This is a genomic window from Aestuariimicrobium sp. G57, from assembly GCF_050110855.1.
In the GTDB taxonomy this organism is placed as follows: Bacteria; Actinomycetota; Actinomycetes; order Propionibacteriales; family Propionibacteriaceae; genus Aestuariimicrobium.
The window spans coordinates 36,353-59,250 of the sequence record NZ_JBNINW010000002.1 but is presented as its reverse complement, the minus strand read 5'-3'; the positions used below and the strand labels follow the sequence as shown (position 1 = coordinate 59,250).

The window sequence follows — 22,898 nt, the reverse complement described above, 5'->3', positions numbered from 1 at the left end:
GTGACAACGTTGGTGGCCAGGTCGTGGATGACGCGCACCGCCGCGGCCCTGGTGGCCGTGCTGCTGGTGGCCGGGTGCAGCGCAGGTGGGGCGTCGACGGTCACGTCGAGCCCGACCGTGGATGCCGAACTGCAGGCCGCCTACAAGGCGGCCGGGATCACCCCGTGCCCGGCGGGGCCCGCGACCGAACCGGTCGAGGGCGGCCTGCCCGACGTGACCCTGTCGTGCCTTGACACCGGCAGCCAGGTCTCGCTCGCCGGTCTGGCCACGGGCAAGCCACGGGTGATCAACCTGTGGGCGCAGTGGTGTGGTCCGTGCCGCACCGAGGCGCCCGTCCTGGCCGCGGTGAGCAGCCAGATGGTCGGCAAGGTCGACTTCCTGGGCATCGACGTCTCTGATCCGCAGCCGGCGATGGCCATCGAGTTCGCGAGGGCCGCCCACTGGACCTATCCGCAACTGGCCGACCCCGAGGGGCTGAGCAAGCAGGCGCCGATCAGTGCGCCCGGGTTGCCGGCGACGGTGTTCGTGGACGCCGGGGGCCGGATCGTGGCCCGACACTTCGGCGTGCTCGACACCGAGACAGAGCTGCAGGGGCTGATCACCAAGCATTTCGGGGTGCAGCCGTGACCACGCCGCCACCGCCGGTGGGGGCGTCGCCGTTCAGTGAGCTGGTGGGCAGGCTTGACGGGCTCGGCGGTCCGATCCCCGATGTGTCGGCCGCGCAGTTGGCCTGGCCCGCACGCAAGCATCCGTCCGCGATTCTGGCGCTGCTGACCGAGGACGTGACGCCCGAACTGCTGTTCACCGAACGCGCGGAGACCCTGCGCAGGCACCCGGGCGAGGTGTCGTTCCCGGGTGGGCGGATTGACCCGGGCGATACCGGGCCCGAGGACGCCGCCCTGCGTGAGGCGTCCGAAGAGGTGGGCGTCGACCCGCGCGGGGTGACCCTGCTCGGACGACTGCCGGCCACGAGGGTCATCAGCAGTTTCAATGCCACGATCGTGGTGGGCACCTGGGACGGCCTGCAGCCGCTGGTGCCCGAACCCGGCGAGGTGGCGCAGGTGCTGCGCTACCCAGTCGACCTGCTCGCCAGCCATGAGGTGCGGCACATGTCGCGGCTGGTCAATGGGCACAGCGGGCCGGCGTTCGTGATCGACGACATCGTGATCTGGGGGTTCACGGCGCACCTGGTCGACTGGCTGCTCGACCTGGGTGGGTGGCGGCTCGACTGGGACGAGTCGCAGGTGGTCGAGGTGCCGAGGCGGTTCTGGCGGCACCGGCCGGCGTAGGGGCCGCCCGGGATGGGTGGCGTGCTGCTTGGTGGACTACGGGGCGCGATGGACTACTGGGCGCGGCGCGCGGCCTTGTGGGCGGCGTCCTCCATCTGGGCCACAGCTTTCTTGTCGGCCTTCAGGGCGGCCCGGTCAGCCACGTTGACGGCGACTGCCTGCTGGCCGCGCTGGATCGAGGACTTCAGCGCCTCGATGTCGGCCTTCACCTCGGCGATGGTGGCTTCAGGCTTCTCGATCTTCTTGATGAAGCGGAAGTAGCCGACAGCGGCAAGCGCCGCTGCGACCAGGATCATCACGACGCCCATGGTCACGAATCCGAGGGCGGCGGCTGGCAGCAGGCTCCAGTCCAGGATCGCCTGCCACATCTTCGAGAACCCGAAACCGCCGGCCATGAACAGTACCCACAGCGCGCTGAGCACGAAATAGGCCGCGCCCGCGAACAGGCCGCCACCAATGCCGCCCTTGACGACCATCGGCTTGACCTCGGCCTGGGCCAGCGCGAGGTTGTCCTGCACCATTCGGGTGCCATCGGTCTTCAGTGCCGTGATGATGTCGTTGAGCTGTGGGGTCAGGCCGGCGCCGCCAGTCTGCTCGTCCCGGGAGCCGTAGCCGGTGTTGAGGCGGGCTTCACCGGGGTGGCGCGGAGCCTCGAACTGGGGTCGAGTGGTGTCCGGCTGGGTCACGGTGGTCTCCTTCACGGTCGGGCATGTGCGACATGCTGCATGACAAACCCTAGCCCGGACGGGGCTGGTGACGTGGGACTCAGGGTCGGGCAGCGGCGGATTGGTGGTGCCGTCCGCGCGCGGCGAGCATGCCGCCGCCGAGCACGGCAGCGACCAGGGACGCCGTGAGCACCGATGTCTTGGCCAGTTCGACGTGGTGCGGGGTGCCGGTGAACGCGAGCTCAGAGATCAGCATCGAGACGGTGAAGCCGATACCGGCCAGCACTGCGGCGGCGAAGACGTCGGGCCACGTGACGCCGGGTGCCAGGGTGGCGCTGGTGAACCGGTTGGTGAGCCAGGCCCCGCCGAAGACCCCGATCGGTTTTCCGAGCACGAGCCCGAGCATGATGCCCCAGGCCACGGGCTGGCGCACCATGTCGGCGAACACTGCGGCATTGAGCGGCACCCCGGCGGCGAACAGGGCGAAAACGGGCACGGCGAACCATGCCGACCAGGGGTGCACCTTCTTCTGCCAGCGGTCGAGGTTGTCGTTGAGCTGGAACTCATCGGTGCGCACCAGCAGGCCGAGTGCGACACCGGCGATGGTGGCGTGCACCCCCGACTGCAACATGCACCACCACGCTGCGACGCCGATGGGCAGGTAGGCCCAGCCGTTGGTGAGCTTCGTGAACCGTTGCAGGCCCCACCAGAGTGCGAGCAGTGCAGCGACGGCAGCGAGCCACCACAGGTGGATGCCGCTGCTGAAGAAGACGGCGATCACCATGATGGCGCCCAGGTCGTCGACGATGGCGAGCGTGAGCAGGAATGCGCGCAGCCCGGTGGGCAGGCCGCGGCCGACGACGGCGAGCACAGCCAGGGCGAAGGCGATGTCGGTGGCCATCGGGATGGCCCAACCGTGCGACTGGCCGGTGGGGGAGGTGAGGTTGACGGCCAGGTAGATACCGGCGGGCACGAGCATGCCGCACAGCGCGGCCACGATGGGCACGAGGGCGTCGGCGGGCCGCGAGAGCGAGCCCTCGACGAACTCACGCTTGAGTTCCATGCCGGCGGCGAAGAAGAAGACCGTCAGCAGCCCGTCAGAGACCCAGTGGGCCAATGACAGTGAGCCGAGTTCGAGGTGTGACAGGCGCTGGTAGGTGCCGCCGCCGAAGTTGGCCCACAGCAGGGCGGCGATGGTGGCGACGAGCATGATGATGCCGCCGGCCTTCTCGTCCTCGAGGATGCGGGGCAGGTGCAGCCGGTCGGCGAGGCGACCGGGGCCGAAGGTGGTGCGGCGGCTGGGGGTGGGGTTGCTGGCCATGGCGGCCTTTCGTGGGGTGGGCGGGGCGGCGTCGACCAGACTTCCCGACACACCTCGGGCGATGTTACCGGTTGCGCTGAGTTGTCACCGAATGTGAGGTGCCCCACGCAGTCGCCTGCGTGGGGCACACTCCCGGGTGCACGACCAGCGCCACCAGGGCCGGCTCAGACTCCGCGGCGTGCCGCGAAGACGCCGCCGTGGTTCACCACCGCCCACACGTTTCCGGTGACCGGGTCGACCCCGTGGGTGCCCAGCGCATGTCCCGGACGATGGGCGCCGCGCACGAAGCGCTTGGTGCCGCCGTGGTTCTCGTCCACGGCATTCACCCAACGGCCATCGCGGGTGCGCGTCGCCAGGCCATAGCTGCCATCGGCGCGGAAGCCCTGCGGTGTGCCCGTCAGCTGCAGCACGAAGGTGTCGGACTCGTCGGTCTCGTCGGCGTGGGGCCACAGGCCGGTCAAGGTGGGGTCGTTGAGCTGCAGGTTGTCGGCGATGCCCCACAGGTACAGGCGGTCGGAATCGTCGCCGGGACCGGCGGCCTGCCAACCGGTGCCGATCTGCTTGCTCATGCGGCGTCCGGCGTAGTCAGCCTTTGTCGAGCCGTTCACGCCCTCGAGGATGCGGGCACGGGTCTTGCCGAAGGAGTCCTGCACGACCTGGTAGCCCTCACCCGGCGCCACGACGAAGTTGCGGCCGTTGAGCGAGTAGCCCCACTGCTCACGCCAGAACCAGCCGGTGTCGGGCGGGGTGCGGCCCAGCCAGGTCGTCTGGTAGTCGACGCCGGTGCTCATCGAGTAGAGGTCGATGTACAGGCGGGGCCCGTCCACGGTGACCACGTAGTGGGTCAGGGTCCACAGTTCCTGCGACAGCACCGTCTCGTTGACGCCGTAGGTGTCGGCGATGGCGGGCACGCGGGGGGTGTAGAACTTGGCGCTGTCGTTGCCGGCAATGAGCTGTTCGACCGTGCTCTGGCCATCGGGGCTGACCACCAGCGAGCGGTGGTGCATGTGGTCGTGGCCGCTGGCGACGGTGTGGACGTTGCCGCGGTCCATGATCGAGATGAAGCGGTTGAGGGCGGCCTTGTTGGCGGCCGGGGTGCCACCGAACATCGAGTCGACGTGGTTCTGCCCGACCAGGTTCTTGTGTGCATAAACCAGGCAGTGCATGCCCTCGGGGCGGTTCAGCACGCGATCCTCGATCCAGTCGAGCTGGTCGAGCATGTTGTTGTTCGTGCTGCCCGAACCGTCGGGGCGGGTGAACTGGTCGAGCATGAGCACGCGCAGGTTCTTGACGTCGAACGAGTACGACAGGCCGCGCAGCAGTTCGGAGGGCGACGAGAAGTTGGTGGCCCCACCCAGCACGGGCCCGTCGCCGGTGTTCTGCGGGAAGACCACGGGGAACTCGCGGGCGGCGCGGGCCGAGGCCTCGTGGTTGCCGCGCAGGGTGTAGAAGCCGACCCCGGCGTCGTACAGCGGCTGGACGGTCTGCGCCTTGATCGGCAGGCTGCGCACCTCGGCTTGGCCGTTGTAGCCGTTGTGCTCCTGGTCGACGTTGTCGCCGACCTGCACGACGAACTTGACGTCCTTGGCGAGCAACTGGTCAAAGACCATCGCCTGGATGCCGGCAGCCACACTGCCGGGGTTGATGCCGTCGGCGTTCTGGGCCCACTGGGTGTCGGCCATCAGGCCGAACGTCCAGGCCTCGTCGCTGAGCGGGCGGACGGGCTGGGCGAATGCCGGCGCGGCGCCGGCCGCCGAGGCGGCGCCGACGACACCGGCGCCCACGGTGAGGCCGATGAAGGACCGGCGATTGACTGGGGGGATGGACATGGTTCTCCTGAGCGAAAGTGGAGTTTGACAAGGGAGGATGTCCTCTGAGGCTAGGGAGTCCGGCTTGATTCGGGGTGTCACTTTGCTGACGGGGTGGCGAAGTGCGGGTGAACCCCGGGTGACGGGTGGGTCACGGGTGCAGCGTGGGCGTCGACCGGTGTCCGGGATCGGGCAGGAGTTGGCGAGTCGGGCGCTCGGGGACCGGGTTCGAGAAGTTCGGCCGGGTTCTGGACGCGGTGATCTGGCGCAGGGGGTCCGTGTGCACCTGGGCGGGATCGCTCGGTGCCCCGGACGACCCGAACCTGCACAAGTGGCACCTGCGCCGCGAGTGCGCCCAATTCGTGCCCAACCAGGTGCGGACGAGGCATTCGTGCCACTTGTGCAGTTCGGAGCACACACACCGTCACCCTCGAGTGGTCGCACAGCGGACGCACAGCAACCGCACAGCGGTCGGACAGTCGGGGCACTTAGCGTCGTTGGCATGACCAACCATGAAGCCAACGTCCACACCCGCGAAGACGGGGTACGCATTTACGAGGGCCGCGCGCTGGCCCACCAGCACGAACCCGTCGTCGACCAGGGCCTGCAGTTCGACATCGGCACCTTGCTGAACCGGCGCGGCATGTCGCGCCGCGGGGTGTTCGCGGTGCTCGGCAGCGGGGTGGCCACCGTGGGGCTGGCAGCCTGCTCGCCGGCGGCCACGAACTCGGGGGCGACGAACTCGGGGGCGACGAACTCGGGGGCGACCACAGCTGGGGCCGCGAGCACAGCTGGCGCGGCGACGACTTCAGCCGCAGCAGCGACCACCGCAGCCGTCGGCGAGGCTCCCGCCGTCGAGATCCCCGAAGAGACGAACGGCCCCTACCCGGCTGACGGCAGCAATGGCCCCGACCTGCTCGAGCAGAGCGGGGTGGTGCGCAGCGACATCCGGTCGAGCTTCGGCACTTCGACGAACACCGCTGCCGGCGTGCCGATGACGCTGACGCTCAGCCTGTTCGACCTGTCGAGCACCGGGTCTTCGGGTGGGGCGGCGGCGATGGCGGGTGCGGCGGTCTACATCTGGCACTGCACCGCCGACGGCAAGTACTCCATGTATTCGCAGGGCGCCGAGAACGAGAACTACCTGCGCGGGGTGCAGGTCGCCGACAGCTCGGGGCAGGTCACGTTCACCAGCATCTTCCCCGGCTGCTACTCGGGGCGTTGGCCACATGTGCACTTCGAGGTCTATCCCGATGAGGCCTCGATCACCGACACGGCGAACCTGCTCGCCACATCACAGGTGGCGCTGCCCCAGGACGTCTGTGAACTGGTCTATGCCACGGATGGCTATGACGGCTCGGCCGCCAACCTGGCCGGAGTGAGCCTGACCAGCGACAACGTCTTCGGCGAGGACGCTGGTGAACACCAGCTGGGCACGGCCACCGGCGACGTCACCAGCGGGTACGCCGTCGCCCTGTCCGTGGGGATCGACCCGACGACCACGCCGCAGCTCACGGGTGGCGGCGGTCCGGCCCCGTCGCGGTGAGGTCGCCGGCGTCGGCTGCTGGTGATTCCCAACCGGCTTGCTGCAACCGTGCGATGCCGTCCAGCAGCACGTCGAGGGCGAAGTCCATCTCGAAGTCCTCGTCGCAGCCCGTGGCCCGGGGGCGCCGCTGCTGAGCATCCGCAGCGATCGCCAGGATCGACGGGTAGTCAGCCGGGTCGGGTGTGCGGCCCCGTCCCCTGCTGGGACCGGGTCCGGAAGCGGCACGGCCCAGGTGGTCGGTGAACAGTTCCGGGCTGAAACCCCAGATCCGGTTGCCCAGCAGGTGCATCACGTGGTGGGTCAGGTCGGCGCTGAATCCTGCGTTGATGAACACCGCGCTGAGGCGTTCCATGTGGTCGAGCACCGCAGCGGTGCGCTCAGTGCGACTCTCAATCGCGAGCCGGGCCCAGGGGTGGCGTCCCAGCACCAGGCGCGACCGGTGCAGGGCCGCACGAATGTTGTCGCGCCAGTCGTCCGGGTGGGCTACCCCGGGCACCGCCATGTCGTCGACGACCGCGTCGACCATTCCCGTGAGCAGGTCTTCTTTGTCGGCGACGTGCTTGTAGAGCGCCATCGGGGTGACGGCCAGCTCGTCGGCAAGTCGGCGCATGGTCACCGCGCCCAGGCCCTCGGCGTCGGCCAGCCGCACGGCAGTGGTCAGCACCCGGGCGCGGTCGAGTGGGGCGCGGGCGGTGGGCATGTCGAGCTCCTGGCTGCAGGTCGGGGCGAGGGATTGACGAGGTATACAGCGTATGCCTATCGTGGGGTTCGCGACGGTATACGTCGTATACCTTTTGGATGGAGTCAGCAACATGACCAGATCGACCTTGACCGCCCGTGCCGCAGCAATCCTGTTCCTGATCACCTGGGTGACCTCGGTCGCAGCCCTGCCCCTGTACGGCGGCTCGGCCCTGGGCACCGAACTCGCGCTGGCCGGTCGTACGTCGGTGCTGGTGGCCTCGCTGCTCGAGGTGATCCTGGCCGTGGCCGTGGTCGGTACCGCCGTGGCGCTGTACCCATTGCTGCGCCCCCACGGCGCGGGCACAGCCGCGGGTTACCTGGCATTCAGGGGGCTCGAGGCTTCGGTCATCCTGGTCGGTGTCGTCGCGATTCTGCCGGCGGTGGCTCGCCCGGCCACGACTGCGTCGCCAGGGCTCAGCACGCAGGTCGTCTCGGCGCTGCACCTCGTGCACGACTGGACGTTCCTGGTCGGCCCGGGCCTGGTGAACCCCGTCACGGCCGTGTTGCTGGCGATGCTGCTGCTGCGGCGTCGGCTGGCTCCCCTCGTCGTGCCGGTGCTTGGCCTGGTGGGGGCGGTAATCGTCGCAGGCCAGAACCTCGCGGTGATGTTCGGCTTGACGAAGCCGGTGCCCGTGCTCGCTGTGCCGTTGTTTGTCTGGGAGATCGGGTTGGCGATCACCTTGTGGGTGCGCGGCATCAAGCCGCTGCGGCGGGTCGACGAACGTGTCGTGGGTTCCGGGGCTGTGGCGCCGTCGTGACCGGTGCCTGGACTCGGCCGGCACCGGTGGCGGGGGCCCGTGACCACAACCGGGCAGGAGTTCACGGTTCAGGGCGCTCGGGGGCCAGAACAACGAACTCCTGCCCGGTTCAGGACAAGCTCGCGTGCAGCGCCCCAGGGCGGGTTCACGCCCAGGGCGGGATCAGCTCAGAGCGGGATCACGAGGCCGTCATCATCGACCTCGATGGGCGCGGTGAGTTCCGCGTGGTCGACCTCGGCCCTGACACACAGCAGCGTGTACGGCAATTGCAGGTCGTCCGCCCCCGGCGCGGCGTCGTCGTACAACGCCCCCACCTCGGCAAGAAATGCGCCACGTTCCGCCTCGGCCATGCCCTGCACCACCGCGAGCCCGCCGACCATCCCGAGCACCCCGTCCCGGGTCGCGGGCACCCAGTGCCGAAAACTGCGCTGCTGGAACGTCGGGAAGTACTTGCTGTGGCGCAGCTCGTCGAGCGCGTCCGCGCCGTAGGCCCCGGCCATGGCGTCCGGGTCGACCGACTGCACCAGCGCCACCAGTCGGCGCACCCAGGGCACCGAGTCGTCGCGCACCAGGTATGACGCCGCCGCACGCCCACCGGGCCGCAGCACCCGGGCCATTTCGCTGAGCACCAGCCCTGGCGCGTACAGGTGGAAGACCTGGTGCGAAGCGACCACATCGAAGACACACGGGTCGAACGGCAGCGATTCGGCCTGGGCCGCCACTGCGGTCACCCGTCCGGTGGTCGCGAGGCTGCGGGCGATGTGTGGGGCCTTGTCGATGGCCCACACCGCGTGGCCGGCGCGCTGCAACAGCCGGGGCAGGGACGAGCCCGACAAGGTCAACACCCGCTGCGGGGTGGGGCCGATCAGCCAGTCAATGGCTGCCGGGGGCAACTGGAACCCCGGCATGGCTGGTCGTGACATGCCCGCCATGGTAGTTGACCTGCGCCCCGCCGGGGGACTGCCGGGCCGTGCGTTGTCAAGGGCACCCACCCGAACTGTGGACAACCCGTCTACGCAAGAAACTCCTGTGGACAACCGACGCATCGCGTCGATTCCGCCCATAACCGTGGTGTGAACGTGCGTGTGAATGAGTCCATGATCATCTGCCGCGACGACGGCCTGGTCGAGCAGGTGCAGGCCGCGGCCGCAGCCGTACGTGCCCCGGTGCGGCGGGTGCGCGAGTCGGCCGAGGTGCGCCAGGCATGGCGCGGGGCACCCGCGGTGTTCGTCGGCGCCGACCAGGCGGCCTGGGTGGCGGGGCTGGGGCTGCCTTCACGCCGCGGTGTGCACGTGATCGGTCGATCCGCCGACGAGGTGATGGCCTGGTCCGTGCCCCTCGAGGCCGCCGTGCTGGTGCTGCCCGCCCAGGCCGGGTTCATCAGTGCGGTGCTCGACCAGGGCTCGGTCGAGACGTCGGGCACCTTGGTGCGCGTCATCGGGGCCAGCGGTGGTGTCGGCACCAGCACACTGGCCGCGGGTCTCGCCCAGGTCGCCGCCCGCGATGCCCCCGCCGCGCTGGTCGAACTGGCCCGCAGCGGCGGGGGCCTCGACCTGCTGCTCGGCGCGGAGCAGGCTGAGGGCTGGCGCTGGGACGAACTTGCCGCCGCCACCGGACACCTCGGCGACCTGGTGCCGCGGTTGCCGCAACAGTTGGGTGTCACGCTGGTCTCAACCGGCCGTCAGGGGCATGTGCCCTCGTCCGAGGCCGCGATAGCGGTGCTGCGGTCGATGCTGCGCGGTCACCCCGTTGTCGTGGTCGATGCCGGACGAGGCGAGCAGGCGACCGGTGAACACTGGTCGCACACACGCACGCTGCTCGTGGTCGCCGCCGATGTGCGCGGCGTCGTCGCGGCCAGGGCACTGGTGGCGGCCCAGGGTTGGCACGACCTCGAGGTCGTGCTGCGCAGCGGCCCGGGGCGCACCCTGCCCGAATCCGATGTGCTGGCGGCGCTGGGCATCCCGGTGGTCGGGCGCATCGGACACCACCCGCACCTGCCCCGTGACCTGGCCCGCGGTGTGCCACCGGCCTCGGGGCGCTCCCGGTTCGTCCGCGAATGCCGGGCCGTGCTCGAGGCGGTGCGGACATGACCCCCGACGACCTCGAACTGGTGCGGGTGCACCTGGCCGGCCTCGGTCGCCCGCACACCCCCGACGATGTCGCCGCGGCCATGCGTGACCTCGGCCTCATCGTCAGCGACCAGGTCGTGCTGTGGGCGCTGGAAGCCCTGCGGCGCACGTCGGTCGGCGCCGGCCCCCTCGACGCCCTGCTACAGCTGCCCGGGGTGACCGATGTGCTCGTCAACGGTCCCGAGCATGTCTTCATCGACCGGGGCCAGGGTCTCGAACGCACCAGCGTCACCTTCGAATCGGACGAGCACGTCAGGCGGCTGGCGACGCGCCTGGCGGCCAGTGCGGGCAGGCGGCTCGATGACGCCACCCCGTGGGTCGATGCCAGGATGGCGGACGGCACCCGCGTGCATGCCGTGCTCCCGGCGCTGTCGGCACCCGGTACCTGCATCTCGCTGCGGGTGCCATTCCGTCGCTGCTTGTCGCTGCAGGAATGGCGCGACGGCGGCGGCATCGACGACCTGGGTCTGGCCGTGCTGCAGGCGGTGGTCGCCCAGAAGGCCGCCTTTCTGATCAGCGGTGGCACCGGGTCGGGCAAGACCACGCTGATGGCCTCGCTGCTGGGCGCGGTGCCCGCCGACGAGCGGGTGCTGGTCGTCGAGGATTCCCGCGAACTGAGCCCCGACCACCCCCACGTCGTGCGCATGGAGGCCCGCCTCGCCAACGCCGAGGGCGTCGGCGCGATCACCCTGACCACCCTGGTGCGCCAGGCGCTGCGGATGCGCCCGGACCGGCTCGTGCTCGGCGAGGTGCGCGGCGCCGAGATCTGCGACCTGCTGATGGCCATGAACACCGGCCATGAGGGCGGGTGCGGCACGATCCACGCGAATTCGGTGGCGGATGTGCCCGCGCGCATCGAGGCACTGGCTGCCCTGGGTGGGCTCTCGCGTGAGGCCTGCCACGCTCAGGCGCTGGCCGCGCTCGACCTCGTGGTGCACGTGTCGCGGTGGCCCGATGGACGACGCCGGCTCACCCAGATCGGTGTGGTGGGCGGCAGCGTCGGCGACTTCGTCATCGAGCCGGCGCTGGACTGGGCGCCGGGTTGGTCGGGTGCGCGACGTGGCCCGGGGTACGCCCGGCTCGTCGACAGGCTCGGCCTCGCAGCAGAGCCGGGTGCCGACCTCGAGCCCGCCCCACAGGCGCTGCCGAAACGGGGCATCGCATGATGGCGCTGGCGGCCGGCGCGGCGGCTGCGGTCTGTGTCTGGCTGCTGTTGTCACCCCCCGCCCGCACCGCCTTCCGGTTCGACCACCCGCCACGGGCCGCGCGGCGTCCACCGCGATGGCTGTGGGCGTGCCTGGCGGCAGCGGTTGGGCTTGTCGCCGCCGCAATCGTCGGCGGCGCCGGAGCCGTGCCGGTGCTCGTCGGGGCAGCCGTGCTCTTGGCGACCGGAGGCGTGCTCGTGGTGCGTGGACGTCGCCGGTCGGCCGCGCGGGCCATGGCCGAACAGGTGGCCCGGGCCTGCCAGGTCTTCGCGGGCCAGCTGCGCATCGGGGCACTGCCGGTGGCAGCGCTTCGCGAGGCGGTCGAGGACTGCCCCGCGCTCGGCGCGGCGGTGTCAGCCCATGAGGTCGGCGCCGCAGTGGCCGAGTCGCTGCGCACGCTCGCGTCGCGTCCGGGGGCGGCCGGGCTGGCCACGCTCGCGGCGGCCTGGCAACTCTCGGAACGCTCGGGCGCGCCGCTCGCGATGGCAGCCGAACGGGTCGCCGTGCAACTGGGCGAACGAGCAGCGTTGCGCCGCTCGGTCGAGTCCGAGCTGGCGCCCGCCAGGGCCACGGGCAAGCTGCTGGCCGGGCTGCCGTTGGTGGGCCTGGCGATGGGGGTGATGGTGGGCAGTTCGCCTGAGCAGTTCCTGGCGGGCACGACGCTCGGACGATGGCTGGTGGCGGGCGCGGTGACGCTGGCCTGTGTCGGCATCCTGTGGACCGAGGCCCTCGCCGAACGGGTCGAACGGCGCACCGCATGAGCGCGCCGTTCATCGCGGCTGTCGCCGCCTTCATGCTCGTGCTGCTCGCCTGGCCCGCGCGCAATGGCCGGCAGTTGCTGCGCGCTCCCGATAGTGGGGCGACGGGGGTTCGTTGGGGGCCGACTTCTGGACGCCGGCTCGGTTTCGCCGTCGTGCCGGCAATCGCCGTGGTGGCGTTGGTTCCGGGGCCGTGGGCCGTTGTCGGGGGTGTGGTCGTCGCGACCGTGGCCTTCGTGGCGCTCGACCGGTTCGAGGACGCAGCGGTGGTGCGACGCCGACAACGGTTGGCCGACCAGCTCGTCGAGGCTCTCGAGCTCTTGGCGGGGGCGCTCGCGTCCGGATCGCCCGTGCGCTCGGCCATCGCCGAGGTGGCTGCGGTCAGCCCGCCCGAGACGGCCGAGGTGCTGGGGCTGGTGACGAGTCACATCCGCGTGGGGCGCAGCGAGCGCGATGCGTGGTTGGCGCTGGCCGGCGACCCAGTGGTCGGGCCGGTATGGGGACGCGCCGCGCGCGATCTTGCCCGCAACGCCGAGACGGGCGCTGCGGTGGTGCAGGTGCTGCGCGTGCACGCGGGCGAGGCGGTGGCGGTGCGTCGCGGACAGGTCGAGAAGCAGGCCAAGACGGTCGGAGTTCAGTCCGTGCTGCCGCTGGTGTGCTGCTTCCTGCCGGCGTTTGTGCTTGTCGGGGTCGTGCCGGTGATCGCCGGGCTGGTGCGGGCATACCTGCCGTGAAGGAGTTGTCCACAGGGTGTTGTCCGTATCGAACGGGTGGCCGAATGCCGCCCATGGTCGTGGTGAACCCGCCGCCGACTGGTGGGTCACGACGAAAGGGAACCACCACCATGTCCGAGATCACCACCACTGCCCGGGGCACCGACGCCGAGGTCACCGCCGCCGAGGTCATGCTGCCCGCCGGCGCCGCCCAGGGCATTGACCTGCTCGACACCGCGACCCATGCCCCCACCCGCCGTCGCAACCAGCGCGGCATGTCCACCGCCGAATACGCCATCGGCATCCTGGCCGCGGTCAGCCTGGCCCTGGTGCTGCTGCGCGTCGTCACCGACAACGAGTTCTTCAAGGTGCTGCTCAAGGTCGTGCTCAAGATCATGGACTGGGTCGCGGACAAGATCTGAACCAGCTCGGCCGACCCTGGCCTGCAGACGTGGCACTCATGTCACGAATGCAGCCCCCGCCAGCCGTACGACCTGCGGACGTGGCGCCCATGCCACGTCCGCAGGTTCGCACCCGCACCACCCCCATTGCGACCAGCTGCCAAGGAGCATCCCGTGACCGCAGCACCCACCATCCCGGAACCCGCCCTGGCCCCGGAACCCGCGGCGACGCCACGACCAGCCACTGATGCCGCACGTGCCCGCGGCATGGTCACCCTGGAACTGGCTGTCGGGCTGCTGACCACCACCCTGGTGCTGTTCGGGGCCTCGGCGGTCGTCGGCCTGTTGATCACCCAGGACCGGGCCGAGACCATTGCCGTGCAGGCGGCCCGTCACGCCGCCCGCGGTGACCAGAAGAAGTTGGCGGCGGTCAAGGCTGCGGCCCCGTCCGGTGCCAGCGTTGACCTGGTCACCCGCGACGGCTGGGTGCATGCCACCGTGGTCGTCAGGCGCTCGTGGGGCGCCATCGGCCCGGTCACCCTCACCGCAACCGCCCAACAGCCACTGGAACCCGGCGCATGAGCAGGCGGGCGACGCCGACAAGACCCTGGGCGTCCATCCTCGAGCGGGGCGCAGGCACTGTACTCACAGCCACGGTGGCGCTCGTCATCGTGGCGGCCACTCTGGTTGGCGTCTGGGCCGTCGGCTGGGTGACCAGCCACCACCGCGCGGCCCGCATCGCCGACCTGGCCGCCCTGGCCGGCGCCGAGGCCATCGCCCGGGGAGCGGACGGCTGCGCAACCGCCCGTGCCACGGCCCGGCGCAACGGCGGCACGGTCCGCGACTGCACCACCCGGGGAACTGCGCCCTCATTCGTGCTGGTCGTGACGGTCTCGACGCCGCTGCGCCCCGAGATCAGGGGCCCCGGCGTGCCGCGTACCGCCAGCGCCACGGCCGCCGCGGGCACTGGCTGATGAGCCCGCGCCGCATTGTTTGTCGGACCCACCGCCTACGCTTCCGGCATGATCACCACTCTGGCCGTCCATGGCTACCGGTCGCTGCGCGACCTGGTGCTGCCGCTGGCGCCGACCACCGTGATCACCGGGGCCAACGGGTCGGGCAAGTCGAGCCTTTACCGGGCACTGCGCCTGCTGGCGGCCACAGCCGCCGATGGGGTCGTGGCACCATTGGCCCGCGACGGTGGCCTCGAGCGGGTGTTGTGGGCGGGTCCCGAACAGGTGACCAGCGGCATGCGGTCGGGCCTGGTGCCGGTGCAGGGCGCCCACAAGCGGCGCAAACCGGTGAGCTTGATGCTCGGATTCGCCACCGACGACCTCGGCTACCTGATCGACATCGGGCTGCCGGTGCCGGGCCCCAGCATGTTCATCCACGACCCCGTCATCAAGCGCGAAGAGATCTTCGTGCCGCCACTGTTTCGACCGTCCGGCAGTCTGGTGCACCGCAAGGGCGGCACCGTCACCGCCATCGCCGAGACCTCGTCCGAGCGCCGCCGGGTCCACGACGACCTGTCCACCCGCACCTCGATGCTGGCCGAACTGGGCGACCCGCAGCAATACCCCGAGGTGCTCAACCTGCGCCGCCTGGTCTCGGGCTGGCGCTTCTATGACAGCTTCCGCACCGATCCCGATTCGCCGGCCCGCAGCGGCTGCGTCGGCACCTGGACGCCCGTGCTGGCCGCCGACGGGAACGACCTCGCTGCCGCCGTCGCCACCATCTGCGAATCGGCCTGGCAGCAACCCCTGACCGACGCCGTGGACGAGGCCTTCCCCGGCACCACGCTCGAGGTCACCCAGGCCAGTGGCCTGTTCAGCCTCGAGGTGCACCAGCCCGGCATGCTGCGTCCACTCACCGCCGCAGAACTCAGCGACGGCACCCTCCGCTTCCTGTTGCTGGCCGCCGCGCTGCTCAGCCCTCGTCCACCCAGCCTGCTGGTGCTCAACGAACCCGAGACCAGCCTGCACCCGCATGTGCTGCCAATCCTGGCCCGGCTGGTCCACGAGGCCGCCGCCCGCACCCAGGTCATCATCGTCAGCCATGCCGATGACCTCATCGCGCCGCTGCTCGACGCCGCCACCACGGACGACGCCGTGCGCCACCACCAACTGGTCAAGAACACGGGTGAAACCCTCGTCGAGGGCCGGGGTCTGCTGGGCGCAGCCAGATGGGAGTGGGGCTCTCGCTGAACCCCTGCTGAACCTTCCGGGTATCCCGGGGGTGTGCGGCAGGGTCACTGATATTGTCACGTTGTCACGAAAACCCCAGTGGTGAGTGGCGCAGCACGGCGTTGGTTCGGTTGGGGTACCATTCTGAACTTGTGTCGAGGTTGCACAATGGTTTGTATGGGTGACCTGCCCACCGGGTAACCACACCCGGCCGGGAGCCAAGGTCAGCCATCGAAAGGCCCTGCGGCCCATGTCATCACCTTGGCGGGGATGGCACTTGCGCCTTAGCGCGCTGCGGGGGATTGTGCATGGCCCTTCTCTGAGGGGATGAGGGGCCATGCACATCACCGCCTGCCGCACACACGTCCTGTTTCACGCCAGCATCGCCCTTCACGCCAGCATCGCCGTCACCAGCGCCAGTGCGCCGTCCTTGTCGAGCATCTGGTTGCCGTTGCCGCACTTCGGCGAGACCACACATGCCGGGCAGCCCGCTTCGCACGCGCACGTCGCCAACCGCTCCCTGGTCGCTGCCAGCCAGTCCCGCGCCGCCTCGAAGCCCCGTTCGGCGAACCCCGCCCCGCCCGGGGTGCCGTCGTGCACGAAGATCGTGCACTCACCCGTGTCCGGGTGCAGCGCCGTCGACAACCCGCCGATGTCCCACCGGTCGCACGGGGCGAACAGGCCCATCAGCCCGATCGCGGTGTGCTCTGCCGCGTGCGCCGCAGCCCCCAGCCGCATGCCCGACAAGCCGGCCCGCGCACTCACCCCCTCGGGGATCGTCCACCACATCGACCGGGTGACCATGGAGCGTTCCGGCAGGTCGAGCGGTGTCTGGTCCCACACCGCACCAGTGCGCTCGTCCCGGCGCAGGTAACCGATCACCTGCCCCGAGTTGCGCACGTCCCCCAGGTGCAGGCGCACCCCGTCGTCACCGAACGGCTGCGTTTTTGCCACCCGGACGACCTCGAGGTCGTTCACCTGGACCGGTTGGGTCCAGTACATCGGCCTGGCCGGTCGCACCAGCGCCTGCAACTGCCCCGGCAGGTACTGGTCGACGAGCCACTGGTCGCCCTGGTGCAGGTAGACCGCGCCCGGGTGCACCGTCCGGTCCGCAGCCCCCGGGTCGACCTGACCAATGACCCGGCCCGTCTCGTGCTCCACGATCTGGATCGCCCCCGACCCCATCGAGCGCAGGCTGATGCGGTCGACGGCCCGGTCGGGCCGCGTCCAGAACCACTGGTCACCCCGGCGCCGCAGCACCCCCTGGGCAGCCGCCGCCTCGGCCAGCCCCGGCATCGTTGGCCCGAACCAGCGCTCGTCCGCCGAGCCCAGCGGCATTTCCTGGGCCGCCGCGGCCAGGTGCGGCCCCAATACATGCGGGTTGTCCGGGTGCAGCACTGTGCGCTCGACCGGGGCCGAGAGCACCAGGTCGGGATGGGCCAACAGGTACTGGTCACGCGGGTCGTCCCCGGCCATGACCACCACCAGCGCGTCGCGGTCGCGTCGCCCCGCCCGGCCGGCCTGCTGCCACAACGACGCCATCGTGCCAGGGAACCCCGCGATGACCACGGCATCCATGCCTGAGACGTCGACGCCGAGCTCGAGCGCATTGGTCGCCGCGACCCCGGTCAGGCCACCGGTCTGCAGCCCCGCCTCAAGTTCGCGTCGGTCGACGGCCAGGTAGCCCGACCGGTACGACGCGACCCGTGCGCCGGAGCGCACCTTTTCGGCCGCACGCTGGGCCACGAGCTCTGACTGCGTGCGCGACCCGATGAACGTGATCGTCTGGCGGCCCTCGTCGACCAGCCGCCCCATGACCTCTGCCGCGTCCCCGGCCACCGAGTCGGTGGGCTGCCACAACAACAGGTCACGTGCTGGACGAGGCGAGCCGTCGGCCCCGACCACCTCGACGACCGGTTCACCCACCAGCAGCCCACCTGAAACGCCCGCGTCCGTCGCGGTCGCCGAAGCCAGCACGAACGTGGGCTCGGCGCCGTAGTGTGCGCAGACCCGCCGCAGCCGGCGCAGCACCTGCGCCACCTGGGCGCCGAACACGCCGCGGTAGCGGTGCGCCTCGTCGACCACGACATAACGCAACGACCCGAGCAGCCCCGCCCAGCGCGAATGCTGCGGCAGCACCGACAGGTGCAGCATGTCGGGATTGGTCAGCACGAAGTCAGCATGGTCGCGGGCGAACCGGCGCTCGGCCTGGTCGGAATCACCATCCAGTGTGCCCACCCGCCACCCGGCCGGGCCCAGTTCGCGGGCCGCCCGGTACTGGTCATGGGCCAGGGCCTTGGTGGGGGACAGGTAGATCGCCGTGTGCTGGCGGCGGGTGACGATGCGGTTGCGCCGCTGCGAGACCGCGACCCCCAGCGACGGCTGCGACGATGCCGTGGCAGCCATCACCGGCAACAGGTAGGCCAAGGTCTTGCCCGATGCCGTCGCCGTGCAGATCGCCGCATGCCGCCCGGAGTGCACCAGGTCGGCCAGCTCGCGCTGGTGCGACCACGGCGCGGGAATGCCAGCAGCCTCGACCGACTCGCGGACGTCCGCAGGCAGCCAGTCGGGCCACGCCGCCACGACACCTGCCCGCGCGGGCCGATGGTCATGGTGCACGACGCGACCATCACCTGTCATCCACTGCGGAACTGCCACCGGACGAGCATGCCACGCGGGTCCGACAAGTTCTGGTCCCGGGCCGCCTGCCCACCCTCTGCCTACGGCCGGGATGGGTGCGGGTGCAGCGGGCCGGCTGCTGGGTGTGGGGTGCCGCCGCGCTCCCCCTGAAGGACACGCCGCTCCCTTTCGGGTCGCGCCGCTCCCTTTCGGGTCGCGCCGCTCCCGTTCGTGCCGGGCCCAAGGGGAGCGTGGTGCCCGTTGCGGGAGCATCGTGCACCTGAGGGGGAGCGGTGTGCGCCTTCGGGGAGCGTGGACCAGCGTCCGCCCACCCCCGGATGTCCTGGGAGTTTTGTCAGAGGCGTGGTGAATACTCGCCCCATGCTCAACACCACCCGCCTGCGCGACGGCCTGCTCGCCCTCGGCTACACCCATGACCGCGCGCTCGAGCGCATCGGCGACGACGGCCAGGCCGGTCTCGGCCGCAACGTCACCGTGCCCGCCGACCTCGCGTTGACCACCGGTGATGCCCTCGACGACGCCATCCGCCTGTGGGTGCTGCAGCGTCCCGTGCCCGCCCACCGGCTGGCCGCACACCTCGAACTGGAAGACCTCGCGGCCGCCGGCCTGATCACGCGCCAGGGCGACAACCAGCTCATCGCCGCTGCCGACCTGCGCCCCTACGGGTCCCCCGACGACGGCGCCTCGGGCTGGCTCGTCAGCGATCTGACCCCCGGCCTCGACCACCAGCCGGTGCGCATGCGCACTGACTATGTGCTCGGCGCCAGCCCCGCCTCGACCACGCTCGCACAGCTCACCATGCGCACCCCGGTCGGTTCGGCCCTCGACCTCGGCACCGGCTGCGGCATCCAGTCGATGCACCTGGCCCGCCACGCCGACCGTGTCGTGGCCACCGACCTGAACCCCCGCGCCCTCGAACTGGCCCGCATCGGTGCCGAGCTCAACCAGGTCGACCTCGACCTGCGAGTCGGCAGCCTGTACGAACCGGTCGCCGGCGAGCGGTTCGACCTGATCGTCACCAACCCGCCCTATGTGATGAGCCCGCCCACCACCACCCGGCTGACCTACCGCGAGGGTTCGCATGTCGGCGATGGGCTCGTCCGGGCCGTGGTCGAGGGCGCCCCCGCGCACCTCAACCCCGGCGGCACGCTGCAGGTGCTCGGCAACTGGGCCATCACCGCCGACCAGCCCTGGGACGAACGCCTGGCCTCGTGGGCTGCGCCCGACCACGACCTGTGGGTGGTCGAACGCGAACGGCTCAGCGTGCACGAGTACATCGAGATGTGGCTCGCCGATGCCGGGGTGCACCAGACCCCCGGCTGGCGGGACGCCTATTCCGACTGGCTCGACTATTTCGCCGAGCTGGGCATCACCGGCGTCGGCATGGGCTGGCTCACGCTCACCGCACCCAACCCCACCCGCGACACCCCCGAGCGCCGCTTCGAGGAATGGCCATGGGCCGTCCAGCAGCCCGTCGGGGCGGCCATCGCCCGCCACCAGCGCGACCTGACCGCCAGCCACCTGCCGTGGGCAGACCTCGCCGCCCGCTCCCTGACGCTGACCGACGACATCGTCGAGGAATCCGTCGGCGCCCCCGGTGCCAGCGGCCCCGACCACATCGTGCTGCGCCAGCAGTCCGGCCTGCGCCGGGCGATCGATGCGGGCACCGCGCTCGCGGCCGTGCTGGGTGCCTGCGACGGCGACCTGGCACTCGGCACCATCATCGCGGCGGTCGCGAACCTGCTCGAGGTCGATGTGATTGACCTCACCATTGAGCTCGAGCCAGCGCTGCGCGAGGCCCTCCGCGACGGCTTCCTCGATGTCTGAGGCTTGACAGGCCCCGGTACTGTCTTGGAAAGTCTCCCCCGTTTCCACGCACACCACACCAGCAAGAAGGCACCCCATGGCAGGCAAGCGACTCGTCATCGTCGAGTCACCCACCAAGGCGACCAAGATCGCCGGCTACCTCGGTAGCGGCTACATCGTGGAATCCTCGCGTGGGCACGTCCGCGACCTGCCGCGCAATGCCTCTGAGGTGCCCGCGAAGTTCAAGGGTGAGAGCTGGGCCCGCACCGGTGTCGACGTCGACAACGGCTTCGAACCGCTCTACGTCGTCGATGCCGACAAGAAGGGCACCATCCGCCAGCTGAAGTCCGACCTCAACCAGGTCGACGAACTGCTGCTCGCCACCGACGGTGACCGCGAGGGCGAGGCCATCGCATGGCACCTGCTCGAAGAGCTCAAGCCCAAGGTGCCCGTCAAGCGCATGGTCTTCCACGAGATCACCAAGGACGCGATCACCAAGGCCGTCCAGAACCCCCGCGAGCTCGACCTCGACCTGGTCGACGCGCAGGAGGCGCGCCGCATCCTCGACCGGCTCTATGGCTTCGAGGTCAGCCCGGTGTTGTGGAAGAAGGTCAAGCCCAGGCTGTCCGCCGGTCGGGTGCAGTCGGTGGCCATGCGCCTGGTCGTCGACAAGGAACGCGAACGCATCGCGTTCACCAGCGCCAGTTACTGGGGCATCGACGCCACGCTTGAGGCCGAGGGCACCGCATTCCCGGCTCGCCTGGTCGGGCTGGACGAGGCCAAGGTGGCCACCGGTGCAGACTTCGACGCCAACGGCCGGCTGACCCGCGCCAACACCCTCGCGCTGGGCGAGGCCGGGGCCACCGCGCTGGCATCAGCCCTTGCCGCAGCGAAGTTCTCCGTCGCCTCGGTCGAGTCCAAGCCGTACACCCGCAGACCCTACGACCCGTTCCGCACCTCGACGCTGCAACAGGACGCGGGTCGCAAGCTCAACTTCAGCAGCGAGCACACGATGCGCATCGCCCAGTCGCTGTACGAGGGCGGCTACATCACCTACATGCGTACCGACTCGGTCACGCTGAGTTCGCAGGCCATCAGCGCCGCCCGTGCGCAGGCTACCCAGCTCTTCGGTGCCGACTCGGTGCCGGCGCGTCCGCGCATCTATGCCAGCAAGGTCAAGAACGCGCAAGAGGCCCACGAGGCCATCCGTCCCGCCGGTGACACGTTCCGCACCCCGGCGCAGTCGGGGCTGACCGGTGACCAGTTCCGCCTCTATGAACTGATCTGGCAGCGCACCGTCGCCAGCCAGATGATCGATGCCACGGGCAGCACGCTGACGGTGAAGATGACCGCTGCGCCCGCCGAGCCGCTCACCATCGACGGCGCCGAACGCCCCGTCACGACGGCCCACTTCACGGCGTCCGGGCGCACGATCACCGAACCCGGCTTTCTGCGCGCCTATGTCGTCGGGGTCGACGAGGGCGAATCGGACGATGCCCAGGCCCGCCTGCCACAGCTGTCGAAGGGCCAGCTGGTCGACCCCAGCAAGCTCACCCCGTCGGGGCACGACACCCGCCCGCCGTCGCGATACACCGAGGCGACACTGACGGTGAAGCTCGAAGAGCTCGAGATCGGTCGTCCGTCGACCTATGCCTCGATCCTGCGCACGCTGATCAGCCGTGACTACGTGTGGAAGAAGGGCTCGGCGCTGGTGCCGACCTGGCTGGCGTTCGCCGTCACCCGGCTGCTCGTGGAGCACTTTCCGACCCTGGTCGACTATGACTTCACCGCCCGCCTCGAAGACCAGCTCGACGAGGTCGCCAAGGGCAATGCCGACCGCAAAGACCTGCTGGGTGCCTTCTATTTCGGCGACACCGACCATTCGCTGGGCAAGGCCTTCGACGAGTGGCCGGGCCTGAAGTCGCTGGTCAACGACCTGGGCGAGATCGATGCCAGGGCGCTGTCGACTTTCGAGCTGGGTGACCTGGACACCGACATCGACGTGCGCGTGGGCCGCTACGGCACCTATGTCGAGGATGCCGAGGGCAAGCGTGCCAACGTGCCCGACGACCTGCCGCCCGACGAGCTGACGGTCGAGAAGGCTCGCGAACTGCTCGCCAACCCCATGGGCGAGCAGCGTGAACTGGGCCTCGACCCGCAGACCCACACCCCGATCGTGGTGCGCAACGGCCGCTTCGGCCCCTATGTCACCGAGGTGTTCGACGAGGGCGACAAGACCAAGCCGCGCACGAGCAGCCTGTTCACGTCGATGAACACCGAGACCATCACGCTGGACGATGCGCTGAAGCTGCTGACCCTGCCACGGCTGGTCGGGGTCGACGACGACGGTGCCGAGATCACCGCCCAGAACGGGCGCTACGGCCCCTATCTCAAGAAGGGCACCGACTCGCGCTCGCTGCCCAGCGAGGACGCCATCTTCGACGTCACCCTCGACGAGGCCAAGGCGATTCTTGCCCAGCCCAAGACCCGTGGACGAGCGGCTGCTGCTGCACCGCTGAAGGAACTCGGTGCCGACCCGGTCAGCGGGGGAGCGGTAGTGGTGAAGTCGGGGCGCTTCGGCCCCTATGTCACCGACGGCGAGTACAACGCCACGCTGCCCAAGGACGAGGACATCGCGGCCCTGACCCTGGACCGTGCCGCAGAACTGCTGGCGGCCAAGCGGGCCAAGGGTCCGGCGACGAAGACGACGCGCAAGAAGACGGCAGCCAAGAAGACGACGGCAGCCAAGAAGACGACGGCAGCCAAGAAGACGACGGCAGCCAAGAAGACGACGGCAGCCAAGAAGACGACCGCAGCCAAGAAGACGACCACAGCCAAGAAGACGACCACAGCCAAGAAGACGACCACCGCACCCCGCGCGGCGGCGGTAGCATCCAGCAACGACGATTCGTAAGCCCTCGAGCAGCACCCTCGA

Annotated in this window: 20 protein-coding genes; 14 read left to right on the top strand and 6 right to left on the bottom strand. The window is 70.2% G+C overall.

Annotation, left to right across the window (positions count from 1 at the left end):
- Positions 1 to 627 carry a TlpA family protein disulfide reductase gene (locus tag ACQCX5_RS04290; protein ID WP_434540779.1) on the top strand — a complete coding sequence of 209 codons (627 nt, stop codon included), beginning with the start codon at positions 1 to 3 and terminating at the stop codon, positions 625 to 627.
- The gene (locus tag ACQCX5_RS04285) at positions 624 to 1,289 is read left to right on the top strand and encodes an NUDIX hydrolase (RefSeq protein WP_434540778.1); all 666 of its coding nucleotides are present in this window, start codon (positions 624 to 626) and stop codon (positions 1,287 to 1,289) included. The genes ACQCX5_RS04290 and ACQCX5_RS04285 overlap by 4 nt, the downstream gene beginning before the upstream one ends.
- A gap of 53 nt (positions 1,290 to 1,342) precedes the next feature.
- Here ACQCX5_RS04285 and ACQCX5_RS04280 read toward each other — a convergent pair whose 3' ends face one another.
- The 3 genes from ACQCX5_RS04280 to ACQCX5_RS04270 all read right to left on the bottom strand — a co-directional run bounded on the left by ACQCX5_RS04280 (position 1,343) and on the right by ACQCX5_RS04270 (position 5,104).
- Complete coding sequence (locus ACQCX5_RS04280) at positions 1,343 to 1,975, bottom strand: phage holin family protein (RefSeq protein WP_434540777.1); 633 nt, start codon at positions 1,973 to 1,975, stop codon at positions 1,343 to 1,345.
- A gap of 79 nt (positions 1,976 to 2,054) precedes the next feature.
- The gene (nhaA, locus tag ACQCX5_RS04275) at positions 2,055 to 3,275 is read right to left on the bottom strand and encodes a Na+/H+ antiporter NhaA (RefSeq protein WP_434540776.1); all 1,221 of its coding nucleotides are present in this window, start codon (positions 3,273 to 3,275) and stop codon (positions 2,055 to 2,057) included.
- A gap of 164 nt (positions 3,276 to 3,439) precedes the next feature.
- The gene (locus ACQCX5_RS04270; protein ID WP_434540775.1) at positions 3,440 to 5,104 is read right to left on the bottom strand and encodes a metallophosphoesterase family protein; all 1,665 of its coding nucleotides are present in this window, start codon (positions 5,102 to 5,104) and stop codon (positions 3,440 to 3,442) included.
- 481 nt (positions 5,105 to 5,585) lie between these two features.
- Between ACQCX5_RS04270 and ACQCX5_RS04265 the strand changes: the two genes are divergently transcribed.
- Positions 5,586 to 6,629 (top strand): intradiol ring-cleavage dioxygenase, encoded by a 1,044-nt coding sequence (locus ACQCX5_RS04265; protein WP_434540774.1) that lies wholly within the window; start codon positions 5,586 to 5,588, stop codon positions 6,627 to 6,629.
- On the opposite strand, the gene ACQCX5_RS04260 is transcribed toward ACQCX5_RS04265, so the two are convergent.
- A complete protein-coding gene (locus ACQCX5_RS04260) occupies positions 6,595 to 7,329 on the bottom strand; it encodes a TetR/AcrR family transcriptional regulator (protein WP_434540773.1) in 735 nt (244 codons plus the stop codon). The genes ACQCX5_RS04265 and ACQCX5_RS04260 overlap by 35 nt on opposite strands.
- Before the next feature lie 112 nt (positions 7,330 to 7,441).
- On the opposite strand from ACQCX5_RS04260, the gene ACQCX5_RS04255 reads away from it, so the two are divergent.
- Entirely contained in the window at positions 7,442 to 8,128 is a 687-nt protein-coding gene (locus ACQCX5_RS04255) for a DUF4386 domain-containing protein (protein WP_434540772.1), read from the top strand.
- Between the two features lie 167 nt (positions 8,129 to 8,295).
- Here the strand turns inward: ACQCX5_RS04255 and ACQCX5_RS04250 are convergent, their stop codons facing one another.
- Positions 8,296 to 9,051 carry a class I SAM-dependent methyltransferase gene (locus ACQCX5_RS04250; protein WP_434540771.1) on the bottom strand — a complete coding sequence of 252 codons (756 nt, stop codon included), beginning with the start codon at positions 9,049 to 9,051 and terminating at the stop codon, positions 8,296 to 8,298.
- Between the two features lie 174 nt (positions 9,052 to 9,225).
- Here ACQCX5_RS04250 and ssd point away from each other — a divergent pair, with 174 nt between their 5' ends.
- From ssd to ACQCX5_RS04210, 8 genes are all read left to right on the top strand, one after another.
- Positions 9,226 to 10,218, top strand: a complete 993-nt coding sequence (ssd, locus tag ACQCX5_RS04245; RefSeq protein WP_434540770.1) for a septum site-determining protein Ssd — start codon at positions 9,226 to 9,228, stop codon at positions 10,216 to 10,218.
- The gene (locus ACQCX5_RS04240) at positions 10,215 to 11,423 is read left to right on the top strand and encodes a TadA family conjugal transfer-associated ATPase (protein WP_434540769.1); all 1,209 of its coding nucleotides are present in this window, start codon (positions 10,215 to 10,217) and stop codon (positions 11,421 to 11,423) included. Before ssd ends, ACQCX5_RS04240 begins: the two co-directional genes overlap by 4 nt.
- Positions 11,420 to 12,223, top strand: a complete 804-nt coding sequence (locus ACQCX5_RS04235) for a type II secretion system F family protein (RefSeq protein ID WP_434540768.1) — start codon at positions 11,420 to 11,422, stop codon at positions 12,221 to 12,223. The genes ACQCX5_RS04240 and ACQCX5_RS04235 overlap by 4 nt, the downstream gene beginning before the upstream one ends.
- Positions 12,220 to 12,954, top strand: coding sequence for a type II secretion system F family protein (locus ACQCX5_RS04230; RefSeq protein ID WP_434540767.1), 735 nt, complete (start codon positions 12,220 to 12,222; stop codon positions 12,952 to 12,954). Before ACQCX5_RS04235 ends, ACQCX5_RS04230 begins: the two co-directional genes overlap by 4 nt.
- Positions 12,955 to 13,064: 110 nt before the next feature.
- The gene (locus tag ACQCX5_RS04225) at positions 13,065 to 13,355 is read left to right on the top strand and encodes a DUF4244 domain-containing protein (protein WP_434540766.1); all 291 of its coding nucleotides are present in this window, start codon (positions 13,065 to 13,067) and stop codon (positions 13,353 to 13,355) included.
- A 153-nt stretch (positions 13,356 to 13,508) separates the two neighbouring features.
- Positions 13,509 to 13,916 carry a TadE family type IV pilus minor pilin gene (locus tag ACQCX5_RS04220; RefSeq protein WP_434540765.1) on the top strand — a complete coding sequence of 136 codons (408 nt, stop codon included), beginning with the start codon at positions 13,509 to 13,511 and terminating at the stop codon, positions 13,914 to 13,916.
- The gene (locus ACQCX5_RS04215) at positions 13,913 to 14,308 is read left to right on the top strand and encodes an Rv3654c family TadE-like protein (RefSeq protein WP_434540764.1); all 396 of its coding nucleotides are present in this window, start codon (positions 13,913 to 13,915) and stop codon (positions 14,306 to 14,308) included. The genes ACQCX5_RS04220 and ACQCX5_RS04215 overlap by 4 nt, the downstream gene beginning before the upstream one ends.
- 48 nt (positions 14,309 to 14,356) lie before the next feature.
- Entirely contained in the window at positions 14,357 to 15,538 is a 1,182-nt protein-coding gene (locus ACQCX5_RS04210; protein WP_434540763.1) for an AAA family ATPase, read from the top strand.
- Positions 15,539 to 15,907: 369 nt separating this feature from the next.
- Here ACQCX5_RS04210 and ACQCX5_RS04205 read toward each other — a convergent pair whose 3' ends face one another.
- Positions 15,908 to 18,157, bottom strand: a complete 2,250-nt coding sequence (locus ACQCX5_RS04205; protein WP_434541284.1) for a DEAD/DEAH box helicase — start codon at positions 18,155 to 18,157, stop codon at positions 15,908 to 15,910.
- 360 nt (positions 18,158 to 18,517) lie between these two features.
- Between ACQCX5_RS04205 and ACQCX5_RS04200 the strand changes: the two genes are divergently transcribed.
- Together ACQCX5_RS04200 and topA are read left to right on the top strand one after the other, a co-directional pair.
- Positions 18,518 to 19,984, top strand: coding sequence for a DUF7059 domain-containing protein (locus ACQCX5_RS04200; RefSeq protein WP_434540762.1), 1,467 nt, complete (start codon positions 18,518 to 18,520; stop codon positions 19,982 to 19,984).
- A 76-nt stretch (positions 19,985 to 20,060) separates the two neighbouring features.
- Positions 20,061 to 22,877, top strand: coding sequence for a type I DNA topoisomerase (gene topA / locus ACQCX5_RS04195; protein ID WP_434540761.1), 2,817 nt, complete (start codon positions 20,061 to 20,063; stop codon positions 22,875 to 22,877).
- The last annotated feature ends 21 nt before the right edge of the window (positions 22,878 to 22,898 follow it).